Here is a 12180-nt window from a genome sequence, read left to right on the forward strand (position 1 = left end):
ATCCGGGTCTGAGTGGTCCCGAAGTCTGGCAACTGGATTGCGCCAGACCGCGGGCACCAAACTCGTTACTACCGGGTCCTGCGCCGGGCCAGTACCAGCCCCGTGCCCAACACCCCAGCGCACGCTGCGAGTGTGAGCCAGCCAGCTACTTGAGCGCCGGTGCGGGACAGCGAACCGTGCTTACCACCAGTGGTCTGCTTGTGCCCAGGCTTACCCGGGGTAGTGTTCCCACCACCGGGGGTCTGCGCATTGCCACCTTCACCAGGGGCGTCGGTCTGCGCGGGCGGTACCGGCTGCTCGGACCCACCTGGCTCGGTTGGTTCCGTGGTCGGCTCATCCGTGCTACCTGGTTCGGTTGGTTCCGTGGTCGCACCGTCGGTCTTGCAGTTGCCACCGAGGCGGATCTCAGCTGCCCCACCGAAGGCCTGGCCATTGAGCGCATTCTTCTGCACCATCTTCGCGTACGAGCCTTCCACCGGGTCGAACTCGAATACCTGCGGTTTAGTGCTGTCGGTCAGCGAGGCGGACACAACCGGGTCACCCCAGTTCTTGCCATCCTTCGAGATGAATAGGTCGAAGTCCTTAACCCGACCGTTCTGCGCGTTCCCACGCGTCGTGTACTCAAATCCCGTGATGGTGCAGCGCGCACCCTTTTGGGCCGCTTCTGCTGGCCGAACTGTAATCCAGTGCGGGTACTTCGCTACCGACGGCGAGTACTCGGTGTGCCAGTAGGTATTGGGATTGCCATCTACCGCTGCACTAGCAGGACCGTTCGGTTCCGGTTCACCCGACTTCTGTTCCGAGCTCACGCCCTGAACCGTCAACTTCTTGAACGGGTTGAGCAGGGTCAAATGCTGCGGGTCGATTGTGAACCGGCGTTCACTGGTGCGTTCTTCACCGTTTTCCGTCCACGTAGGTTGGAATACGATGTCGTCGGCCTTCGCGTTTCGAGGCAGTGTGAGTTCCCAGTGCGCAACTGATTTCTCGCCCGGCTTCACGGCATTAACACCGTCTTTCACCGGTTTAAGCGACCAGCCTTGCGGTACTTTCACCGAGTGCTTCACGTCCTCCAACGGGCCTTGAATTGCCTCCACAGAAGTGGTGACGTCGAACGCGAGCGTTTGTTTATCACCGGAATCCACGCGTTTCACATCCAGGTTGATCGCCGGTTCAGTTTCCACCCGCTCCACCCGGAAGTTGTCGATAACCAGGTCCGCTTGCGGATACTTACCTTGGTTGAGAATCCCTAGGTACACCGGGTCTTTCGCATCAACCGTGAACTCCTGCTTGAACTGTGCGGTACCTTTACCGGCTTTACCCGCACCCGCCGGGTCACGGTCAACCCCCTTGTAGCCCGTACCACGAGCCATCTTCAAAGGCCACTTGTCCGCGGCGTATTCAGACCATCCCTTGTCGCCGGGCTTATCCACCCCGAGGAACAACGTGTAGTCGTCATCAAACGCAGTTTGGTAGTCGAACGATACGCGGTACTTGTAGCCGCGCTCCAGCGGGACAGAAGCTTGCGTGGTGCGCAAGATCAGCCCCGGGTTCTCCTGGTGTGCCATGAGCGACCATTCCCCATCGAGCACGTTGTCGAGGTACTTGCCGCCGTCAGTTGCGGTGCTGTCCTTATCCTCGATAATGCCGTACCAGCCGGATTGTGAGAATGGAACGTGCTTGCGTGCCAACTGGGTGCGTGCGTCACCGGTCTTGTTTGAAGACCCGGTTACGAACGGCCAGTAGCCGTCGTCTACGTCCTCAAAATCGGTGAACACTATGGTCTTATCCGTCTGGTTCGGATCTGTGGGTGGTTGCCATTCGACGATCCGCAGATCATCGACTGCCACTTTCGCGTCCCCTGCTTCGGCCGCAATCGTGAATGTAAACGGTTTCCCATCCGTCTTAAACCGCACCGGGACGCGCTGGAAGTACTTGCCTAGCTTCTCGTCCGAAGCAGTGGCGTTGAGCGCAGAAGAAGCGTTAATCTCCGTCACCGCTTTACCTGTCTCACCCGCTTGGTTAGCGATCGGCGAAACGCCCTCACCGGTAGCGGAAACCGTTACTGGCCGGGTCTTCCCAGGTTGGATTTCTACCCAAGCCCACGCGGAATACGTGCCCGCTGGAACCTTGAGTTCTTGTGAAATCGCAGCCTTATCAGCTCCCAGAACCGCCTGCTTATTGTTGCGGTTCGACGTTTCAACCGAGGTGTTCCCCTCCGTGTCGTACGCGTCAAGGGTTCCCGAGAAGAAACCCGGATCCGTTATGTTCGATCCCTGTCCCCAGTTAGGCTCAGGCTTCTGCGGAAGCTCCGAAGTGGGGTAGAGAACGTAGGCTGCGCCCTTATCCGTTTGCGGAAGAGAGACGGAACCATTCGAAACAGACACGTCCGAAACCTTCTGCCGGCCCGTATCCGTGAGCTTGTACAGCGTCAGCGCGCTCTGCCCAGACCACGTATTCGTAAGCTTCCAGGTGCTTGCTTTCCCAGAATCGTTCCAGTAGTACAAGCGGTCCTTCCCACCATCAGCCCACGGCAGCAGGTAGGAACCGTTTTCGTAAACGGTTGCGCCGTCGAACTCTATCTTGCGGTTCTTCGGAATCTCATCGCCACCGATGGAATCCAGTGGGGAGGTTACTTTAGTGCCGTCCTCAAACTGGATTTCGTGGTCTCCCCAGCGCATAATCTGCGAGCGCTGCAAGAACTTCGCGGGCAGGTTGCGTTCCCACACGTTTTGGATGAACGCGTTGTAATCCACGTGTCCGGTCCAACCCTCGAACTCCACGGTATTTGGGTTCCCAAGCATCGGGTCGGGGTTGAACGTGTCGCGCCCTGAGTTGTAAACCATGCGGAACAGCTTGGAGTTAATCCCCTTATTGCTCGAACCACCGTATTTCTCGTCGTTCGCCCAGTGCGACCACGTGTTCACGGTTGGTAGCGCATCCGACCATTCGGAACCTTGCCGCCATCCCTGCTTAGCGATTTCCTCAGAGAACCGGACGCCTTCCCACCCACGCGGGTAGTAAACGTCCCAGTACAACCAGTTCAGGTTCGAATCTTTCGGGAAGTCTTTGCGCAGTTGCTTTAGCCGCTTGAGGACATTGCCGGTGGCTAGGTCCTTCTGGTTGTTCATGTAGTACGCCTGGTTCATCCATCCCCAAGCTTTTTGCGGCGGCATCTTCAGCAGATCGGGGCCGAACACGTTGGCTTCCGAGTAGCTTTCGGTAGCATTCACGTGGATCCCGAATGTTGCGTTCCAGTCTTTACCTTCGTTCACGAGGGTCCGCAGGTCTTTCAGCCCACCAGCTTTTTCGTTGTAGTTACCCGCGTAGTCACCTTGCGCGGAGTCGTGGCCTTCCGCTTGGTAGCCCTTGAGCAGTACTTGCTGCCCGAGGTTGTCGGTTGCCAGTGCGATCCGCTTCGTGTCATCCAGGGTGCGCAGGAACGGGTGCGTCGCCTGCGACACGATATTGAACGGAATGCGCACAATCACGTTGTTCGCCACGTCTTCAGCACCTTCCACTTCGGGAACGATGTCGCGCGTGGCGATTGCCGCGTCTTGCCAGTCCACTTTTTTGTCATTGTTCTGGTCCGCAACAACTTTGACTTTCACGTACGGGTCTGCGTCCGGGCCGATTCCGTTGCCATCGTCGTAGGTTTGGATGGCTTTGGAACGCCACGTCCAGGTGGCGGGCCCTACGTGTCCGGCACGCTGGTTTTTATTGACCGTGAGGTCGTATGTGAATCGAGTGTTGTTTGACGTGTTCGCTGCCGTGTTATCACCAATCGCGTTAGTGTCGAACGCAGCGGCTAGGTCACTGTTTGCAGCAACCGCCATGTATGAGGTACCGGCTTTCGCCTTGTCTTTTGCCACGTTCAAAAGCGTGTCACCAGAGGATTCACGGTTTACGCTCGTGTTCGCCGCCATCACTTGGGCAGCGGGGTCATCGCCGGTCACCGTCACGAGGGAAAGCCCGGGAATCGATATGTGCCCAACTTTGTGATCGGGGTCTTGAATGTTGGTGAGCTTGTAGGTGAGTGTCCCGTCTTTGACAGACATTTGCACGTCGAGGCTCACCGCGCCCAGGTCTTTGAGTTTCAGTGGGTAGGTTACTGTAGTTCCATCTTCTGAGGTACTGACGTCCCCTACCTGGACCGCGTAGTCTTTGCCGTCCACCTGGATTTTCGAAAGTGGATCACCGAGCTGTCCGATGAGTTGTTTCTCACCGATGCGGTAGTCGATGACCTGCGGGAAATCTGGGTGGGTGCGCACCGTGATGGTGTCGTCCGTAATTTCCTTCGCACCATCTGGCACGGTTACTTCTGGTGCGGGAGCCGGTTCCTCCGGCTCTTCAGCTGCTTTAACTTCGCCGGTAAAAGCGTTGAACTCCGCTAAAGAGGCCACAGTTTCCGCACTGCTATCCCCACCCCAGCTGGACTCGTACTGCACTTTCACGCAGTTCGCCTGCACGGGATCAAAGGTGATCTCTTGGTTGTTTGTGCCCTCACCTGCATCCACCGACCCCGTTTTAACCGGATCGGTCAATTCAAATGCGGCGGCGTTACAGTCATCTGTATCCACGGCATAAATACTGTATTCGTGCACACGTCCGGAGCCGTTGGAGCTTTGGCGGGGGAGTAGGTCTACTCGCGCCAATGGAACCGCTTTGTCAGCGAGTTTCACCACGAACCAGTGCGGAAGTGGATCTTTCCCATCACTCCATTTTGTGTGCCAGTAGGTATCGGGATTTGAATCCAGTATCAGATCCAATGCCCCGTTGGAACCTTCGCCGGTTTTTTCGACTGACGATGCTTCGACAGCCGCCATCGCGCCCTGCTCAATTTTCGTATACTCCACTGTGGTTTCGGCCGTGAACGCGTGAGTGCCTGTCAATGACAGGGTAAGAGCACACGCTGCACCCGCCGCCACAGCGGTAGCCGGTAGGCGTTTTCTCAAGATGCCCCCTTCTTCCTTGAATATTGGGCTTGTATGTACTATCTGGGACTAATCGCGAAATGATCAGTTGTGAGTAGAAAGAAATCTTTCATTCATAAACGCTCAAATGCGATCACGTTCAGCATAGCTGATAATCACAGCTTACGAAACTAGTATAAAGGCCTATTTCTTTATTTGAGCGGCCCGCGTTTATCTAGCACGGAAAGAAAAAACAAATCGTCAAAAATTATTGTGCCCGCAAGACACGGGTTTCGGTCTTGCGGGCACGGTAGCTACTGAGGGGGAAACTAGTTACCTTGGTACAGGCGCAGGAGGCGCTCCACTTCCTGTTCCACAGCCTCCGTCGCTGGGCCGTTGTACTTGCGAGGATCAACGAGAGTCGGTTTGTCCTCCAGCACGTTCCGCAGCACTTGCGTGAAAGTGACGTTCAGGTGTGTGGACACGTTGATCTTCGTCATGCCCGCGGCGATCGCTGCCTGCATTCCTGCATCTGGCACGCCGCTGGAACCGTGGAGCACTAGGGGAACATCTACTTGCGATTTGATTGCGGCAATCAGGTCGTCATCTAGCACCGCGGTGCGTTCCGACATGGCGTGTGAAGACCCCACGGCTACGGCAAGTAGGTCAACGCCCGTGTCTGCAACAAACTGGGCGGCATCGTGTGGATCTGTGCGGGCACTGGGGTCGTGCACTCCATTCTTACCGCCTACCTCACCGAGCTCGGCTTCAACCCCAACGCCGCTGCCGTGCGCGTACTCAACGATTTCGCGGGTGGCCGCGCGGTTTTCCTCATCGGGCAATTTGGAACCGTCATACATAATGGAGGTAAATCCCATATCCACTGCGGCGCGGCACAAATCCAGGTCCTCCGCGTGATCAAGATGCACGGCTACATCCGCGTCAGTGCTCTTCGCCAGTTCCAGCAGCGCGGCACCAATGGGGCGCAAATGGTTGCCGTAGTACTTAATCGCGTTTTGCGATAGCTGCAGCACCACCGGCAGGCCGGTTTGCTCCGCAGCCTGCACGAACGCGTGCGCGTGTTCTAGTAAGACGACGTTGAATGCCCCTAAGCCGCGCTTTTCGCTGGCTGCAGCGCGGGCAGAATCCACGCAGTTAACTAAAGCCATTGTTCATTTCCTCTCGACAAAAATTATTAAACCTAAGCTTGTGCGTGCAGCAGGCGATCGTAAACATCCATAACGATCTCACCGGCCACGGGAGCGGCAACCGCGGCACCAGCTAAAGCAGCGGCGTCCACGAGCCACTTTCTAAGCACCGTCCCATCTTGCGCCGCGGCTAACCCATCGCGTGCAGCGCCGCGCGCTAGAGCAGCGACCGACGCATCTCCAGCGCCAGTTGGGTTACCGGCAATAACTGCGGGTGGCGCCACGCGCACTCGTTCACCATGATTAATCTGAGCGACGAAACCATCCTCACCGCGCGAACAAACCACGCCACCGGCACCGGCACCGAGCAGAAAGTCGATTCCTCGCTGCAGGTCGTGGCTATCCGTTAAGTCCGCTAACTCCTCGTGATTAGGCTTCAAGATATCCGCCCCAGCCTTAGCGGCTTCCAGCAGTGCTGGGCCAGACGTGTCGACGATACAGGTACCGCCCGCCTGCTTCACTGTTTTCACAATATGTGGCAGGTAGTCGCTGTTACCAGGCGGAAAGGAACCGGAAATGGCCACAACATCCGAGTTTCCAACCGCCGATAGCGTGCGGGTGAGCGAAGCGAAATCTGCCTCGGTGAGCCCCGCACCCGCCTCGTTGAGCACGGTCGCTTCGTTTTGCGCAACGATCGCAACCGAACGCCGCGTCTCGTGGTTAGTGCGCACAAACGCGGGGTGAATAAAAGAGTGGCCTTTGCATTCACCTAACAGCTGTTCAAACAGGTCACCGGCGTGCCCGCCGATGAATCCCGTAGCCGTTGTCTGCACCTCTAAGGCCGCGAGCACGCGCGAAACGTTAAGTCCCTTCCCTCCGGGACGCACCTGCACGTCGTGCACGCGATGGACTTGCCCGGGGCGCAGTTCACTCACCCCGTAGGTGATATCGAGTGCAGGGTTAACCGTAACTGTCCAGATCATCATTACCTCCTGATCACGCGTTACGAAGATCGGTATTAGCCTTGGGGCCATACGTGTCGAAAAGCAAAGCGGCCGCACCTAAAACCTGACTATCCGCCCCCAGCTGCGCCAGCGCGACCGGTGGCTTCACCATGGGGTGCACCAGGTCCTCCAAACGCTTCTCAAGAGCGTGAAGCAAATCTGGACCTTCTTTCGAGAGCCCGCCGCCAATCACAATCTGGGCTGGGCCCAACGTGTAGGTGAGTGAAGCGAGGGCTTGCGCGAAACTGTCTAAACCGCTTTCCACTATCCGGCGGGCACTAGCGTGGCCCTGTTTAGCGAGCGTGAACACTTCGAACGCTCCCGCGTGTTCGTCCAACAAGCCCGGTTCCATGGCCTGCAGCCTGGTCGCAAAGGCTTTCGCGGAACAGACTTGCTCCAGTTTCTTCAGTTCCGATGGGGCGTTGGGATCGGGAATTAGGGTCTGCCCAATTTCGCCGCACCACGGATGCGGCGAGTAAAGCTGCCCGGCGCGGATATAGGCGGCGCTTATGCCCGTGCCCACCGCAATGTAGTAGCTATCTTCAGCTCCAGCGCCGTATCGGAACTCGCCGTATCCTCCGGCGCGGACATCGTGGTGTAAGAGTACGGGGGCCTCTAGCCGCTCTTGCAGTGCGCTGCGGAGCGGAAAATCGGTCCACCCCAGGTTCGCGGAATAAACGGCCACCCCCGTTTTTTCGTCTACAATTCCGGGGCAGGTAACGGAAACAGCGTCTGCGAGCGGTTGCTTCTGAACCGAGAGGCTCGTCGTGGGCCGAGCTTGCCACTGGGAGCGGGCTCGGCCCACGAGCTCGACGACGCTGTCGAGCACGGCTGTGCCACCGTGAGGGGAACGCGCGCTCCACCGCTGGAGGACACGTCCCGTGTTCGTGGCGACCACCGCTTTAATGGTGGTACCGCCAATGTCGATGGCGAGTGCGGGTTGGGTCATTACTCGTCGTCCGAGAGGATAACGGAGCGTGTCAGGTGCCGCGGTGTGTCTGGGTTCAACCCGCGGTTTTCCGCACGAGCAACGGCTACGCGCTGAGCCAAAACCAGGTGGGACAGCGGGTTCCACTCAGAGGTAACCATTTCGGCTCCCGTTTGCTCCACCTGCTTGTCGAGGCCAGCGGGGACCTCACCAAACACCCACACGAGGCGTCCGGGTTGGGCAATCGAGATGGGGCCGTGCCGGTATTCCATAGCGGAGTAAGCTTCGGTCCAGGACTGCGAGGCTTCGCGGCACTTCAACGCGGCTTCATTAGCGATCCCGATGGTCCAGCCCATGCCGAGGAACGTGATTTGGTCCGCTTCTACCCACCGCTGGGGGATTTCAGCTTCGAGGGCTTTGCGGCAGTCTTCTGCAGCGGCTTTAACGTCGAAGTCGAGTGAAGACAGGAGCCATGCCAAAGCGGTGGTGGCGAAACGGGTTTGGACAACCGATTCCTCATCCGCTTCTTCGAATACGATCTCGGAATCTACATATGGGCTGGCGGGGCCGCCCGCAACTGCGGTAATCAAGATCGCGTGGATGTCGTTTTCGTGACAGTGCTTGGCCAGTTCAACGATCTCGCTGGTGGTTCCGGAGCGGGAAAGCAGAATTAGCGCGTCGTAATCGTAGAAGTCAGGGAACTCTGTGGCCGTGTACGCGTCAGAGACTGCGTTGCAGTTTAGCTGACGGTAGCGGCAGTACGCCTGCGCCATGAACCAGGAAGTTCCGCAGCCGATTACTGCTACTTTTTTATCGTTGTCGGGGAGGGCGTCAGTGGGGCGCGTGGATAGTTTCAGCCACAAATCCGGCTGGCTCATGATCTCGTCTACAGTCAGTGACATGGTTACTCCTTCGTTTATTCGAATGATTGCGAACGATTAGTTATGATTAGTGTAACGCAAAATCAATCACAACGTGCGTGTGAACTTGTTTTTGAAGGCGAAGATGTCAAGAGTTGTGGTTGTAGTTAGCGAAAACAATCGTAATAATGATTGCGATCAGATTGTTTGATTGGAGAAATGGGGGCGGTATGAATCAGCATGACCGTCAAATGCGCATTGTGAACCTGGTCGTTGAACGCGGTTCTGCCACGGTTGATGAACTCGTGGACGCACTGGGGGTTTCCCCCGCAACCGTGCGCCGGGACCTGCACGTACTAGATAACCAGCAGCTGTTGCAACGCGTCAGAGGAGGGGCACGAGCCGAAACCGGGGCGGAAGTGGACGTGCCGCTGCGCTACCGAGAATTGCGTGAGGGCGACGAGAAACACGCGATTGCGCGCGCGATTGCGCAAAAGCTTAAACCCGGAGAAGTGATCGCCCTCAACGGAGGGACTACGGCTGCTGCGATTGCCGCCGAGATTGGGCGAACGTTTTGCAATAACCAACGGGTCGACGCGACCCCGCTCACCGTGGTGACTAACGCCGTGAATATTGCCAACGACCTCACCATGCGCCCTTCGATCCGCGTTGTCGTTACCGGCGGGGTGGCGCGGTCGCGCTCTTACGAGCTGATTGGGCCACTCGCCGAACACGCCCTAGCGCAATACGGGGTGGACACCCTCTACTTAGGGGTCACGGCTATCAACTTTATGGCGCGTGCCTTCTACACCCACAATGAGGGGGAGGCGATGACTAACGCGGCCCTGGTTAAGATCGCGCAACGCGTGGTGGTGGTTGCTGACCACACGAAGATGCATCAGTCGGCGTTCGCAAAAATCTGTGATTTCGACGCGGTAGACGAGTTGATTACAGACCGGGGGGCAGACCCAGAAAGCTGCCGGGAACTAGAGGAAAGTGGAATCAAGGTGACGGTCGTTTAGGTGACCAGAGCCTCAATGAACTGAAAAAACGCCCGCGGGCGAGAGGAGAGAAAATGAGCCAAGGACGTCTTACCCTACCGATCGAAACCGGAATCGACGAGCAAATTCGCGAACTCGCGCAGCGGTTACAACCCGACGCAGTCCGAAACTCTGATGGGACGGAACTACCAGAAATCGCCCATGAACTCGTAGACAAGGTCTATTCAACGTACTTCCCGGCCCGTGGTGACAACGAGTGGGCCGATAAGCTCCCTGGGCAGCGTGTGTGCCAGTACCTCATGTCAGAACCGGTTACGGCGCAGACGAGCGAGCCCCTCAAGATAGACGTAATGGAGGGGTACTTTGCCTGGCAATTTGCCCCGGATCTGGACTGTGACCGGGCGAAATACTGGCAGGTTATTGACCGCACAACAGGGCAAACTCTGCCTGTGGACGCGTGGTCGCTCGACCCCAGTGAAGTGCAGTACCCGGACGCAGCGAAGTTGGCTGCCAAACCCGGTCCGAAAGATTCGGAGTCGAAGTCCGCGATTGTGACGATCCACAAGCCGCAGCGGTACCACGTGTACACGGTGAACTTCCTGGCGCGGCAAATCTGGGATTCCACGCAGATGTACAACTACCTCACGAACGATTGGGCGTTGGACCCGAAGCGGCGTCGGGACCGCACGTACGACGTCGAATACCCGCAGGTGTGGGCACACGTGAAGGAGTCGCTTGCGCAGTGGTTGGACGCTCATCCCGAGGTGGACGTGGTGCGTTTCACCACTTTCTTCTACCACTTCACGCTCGTGTTCGATGATCGTGCGCGCGAGCGGTACGTGGATTGGTTCGGTTATTCCGCGAGCGTGTCTATTCCCGCGCTGGAGGCGTTTGAACAGCGGTACGGTTACGCGTTAACCCCGGAGGATTTTGTTGACGCCGGTTTTTACAACTCGCCTTTCCGCATTCCGTCTGCGCACTACCGCGATTGGATGGAGTTCACGGGGCAGCGAGTGCGGGAAAAAACTGCGCAGCTGGTGAAGATGGTGCATGCCCAGGGGAAGGAAGCGATGATGTTCCTGGGTGACAACTGGATTGGGACTGAGCCGTACAGCGAGGATTTTGAGCAGGTCGGTTTGGACGCTGTGGTTGGTTCCGTGGGGAACGCTGCGACCTGCCGGATGATCAGCGATATTCCCGGGGTGCGTTACCGGGAAGGGCGGTTGCTTCCGTACTTTTTCCCAGATGTTTTTAACGATGAGGGAGATCCAGTGGGGGAGGCGCGCGCTAGTTGGCGAGCTGCTCGGCGCGCGATTATCCGTAAGCCACTGGAGCGGATTGGATACGGCGGATACCTTTCGCTCGCCCTGAAATACCCGAAATTCGTGGACGAGGTGGAGCGGATTGTCACGCAGTTCCGCCAGCTTCACGACAAGACAGGTGGGCGCGCTCCGGCGGCTTCGCGCGTGCGCGTTGGCGTGTTGAATGCGTGGGGGAGTTTGCGTTCTTGGCAGACCCACATGGTTGCGCACGCGCTGCCGTATCGGCGCACAGATGCGTACGTGGGGGTTATTGAGGCGCTGGCAGGTTTGCCGTTTGACGTGCGTTTCGTTTCTTTCGACGAGGTGAAGGCCGGGGCGTTGCAGGACTTGGACGTGATTATTAACGCGGGGTCTGCGGGCACGGCGTTCAGCGGTGGTGAGTACTGGGCGGATCCGGACCTGCTGACACGCGTGCGCGAGTTTGTGGCGCGTGGCGGCGGATTCATTGGGGTGGGGGAGCCGTCTGCGCTTCCGGAGTCTCAGACCCGCACGTGCGGGAACGTGTTTGCCCTCGATGACGTGTTGGGCTTGGATATTGAACGCGATTTCGGCTTGTCACGCCACTTGTACACGCAGGTTACCGCGGATCATTTCGTCACTCGTGATCTGACTGAACGTTTCGATGCGGGGCCCGCTGTGGAGGGAGTTTTTGCTACTCGCGGTGGAGCTGAGGTGTTGGATAGTCCCGAGGGAGGCGTGTCTCTCGCGGTGCATGAGTACGGTGCTGGTCGAGCTGTGTACTTTAGCGGTTTGCCGTATTCGGTTACGAATGCGCGGTTGCTGCATCGGGCGTTGTATTGGGCCGGTGGCTGTGAGGAGGCCTTTGAACGCGATTGGACCTGTGACAATCCTGCGATTGAGGTTGCCTACTATCCGAACGTGTCCTTGCTCGCTGTTTCGAACATTACCGATCAGCCGCAAGAGGGGGTTATCCACGGTGAGGGGAAGACGCTTTCGGTGCAGCTTGGGGCCGACGACCTAGTTTGGCTGGAATGTGAGTGATAGCA

General features: G+C 57.8%; 7 protein-coding genes. 2 read left to right on the forward strand and 5 right to left on the reverse strand.

What is annotated here, in order from left to right:
* Positions 1 to 68: 68 nt before the first annotated feature.
* From QS713_RS05580 to QS713_RS05600, 5 genes are all read right to left on the reverse strand, one after another.
* On the reverse strand, positions 69 to 4952 hold the full coding sequence (locus tag QS713_RS05580; RefSeq protein ID WP_313273164.1) for an endo-alpha-N-acetylgalactosaminidase family protein: 4884 nt from the start codon (positions 4950 to 4952) through the stop codon (positions 69 to 71).
* A 287-nt stretch (positions 4953 to 5239) separates the two neighbouring features.
* Complete coding sequence (locus tag QS713_RS05585) at positions 5240 to 6079, reverse strand: class II fructose-bisphosphate aldolase (RefSeq protein ID WP_313273166.1); 840 nt, start codon at positions 6077 to 6079, stop codon at positions 5240 to 5242.
* Positions 6080 to 6111: 32 nt separating this feature from the next.
* Entirely contained in the window at positions 6112 to 7044 is a 933-nt protein-coding gene (locus QS713_RS05590) for a 1-phosphofructokinase family hexose kinase (RefSeq protein ID WP_313273169.1), read from the reverse strand.
* A 10-nt stretch (positions 7045 to 7054) separates the two neighbouring features.
* Positions 7055 to 8011 (reverse strand): ROK family protein, encoded by a 957-nt coding sequence (locus QS713_RS05595; RefSeq protein WP_313273172.1) that lies wholly within the window; start codon positions 8009 to 8011, stop codon positions 7055 to 7057.
* Positions 8011 to 8892, reverse strand: coding sequence for an SIS domain-containing protein (locus QS713_RS05600; protein WP_313273175.1), 882 nt, complete (start codon positions 8890 to 8892; stop codon positions 8011 to 8013). The genes QS713_RS05595 and QS713_RS05600 overlap by 1 nt, the downstream gene beginning before the upstream one ends.
* Positions 8893 to 9080: 188 nt before the next feature.
* Between QS713_RS05600 and QS713_RS05605 the strand changes: the two genes are divergently transcribed.
* Both QS713_RS05605 and gnpA read left to right on the forward strand, forming a co-directional pair.
* Positions 9081 to 9872: a DeoR/GlpR family DNA-binding transcription regulator gene (locus QS713_RS05605; protein WP_102215888.1), complete on the forward strand. Its 792-nt coding sequence runs from the start codon at positions 9081 to 9083 to the stop codon at positions 9870 to 9872.
* A gap of 53 nt (positions 9873 to 9925) precedes the next feature.
* A complete protein-coding gene (gnpA, locus tag QS713_RS05610; protein WP_313273178.1) occupies positions 9926 to 12175 on the forward strand; it encodes a 1,3-beta-galactosyl-N-acetylhexosamine phosphorylase in 2250 nt (749 codons plus the stop codon).
* The last annotated feature ends 5 nt before the right edge of the window (positions 12176 to 12180 follow it).

The sequence above is a fragment of the Gleimia hominis genome, from assembly GCF_032085515.1.
GTDB classification, from domain to species: domain Bacteria; phylum Actinomycetota; class Actinomycetes; order Actinomycetales; family Actinomycetaceae; genus Gleimia; species Gleimia hominis.

Bases quoted from the DNA above. Each gene is read 5' to 3' on its own strand.
- QS713_RS05585 (WP_313273166.1), bottom strand. From the start codon at position 6,079: ATGGCTTTAGTTAACTGCGTGGATTCTGCCCGCGCTGCAGCCAGCGAA.
- QS713_RS05590 (WP_313273169.1), bottom strand. From the start codon at position 7,044: ATGATGATCTGGACAGTTACGGTTAACCCTGCACTCGATATCACCTAC.
- QS713_RS05595 (WP_313273172.1), bottom strand. From the start codon at position 8,011: ATGACCCAACCCGCACTCGCCATCGACATTGGCGGTACCACCATTAAA.
- QS713_RS05600 (WP_313273175.1), bottom strand. From the start codon at position 8,892: ATGTCACTGACTGTAGACGAGATCATGAGCCAGCCGGATTTGTGGCTG.
- QS713_RS05605 (WP_102215888.1), top strand. From the start codon at position 9,081: ATGAATCAGCATGACCGTCAAATGCGCATTGTGAACCTGGTCGTTGAA.
- gnpA (WP_313273178.1), top strand. From the start codon at position 9,926: ATGAGCCAAGGACGTCTTACCCTACCGATCGAAACCGGAATCGACGAG.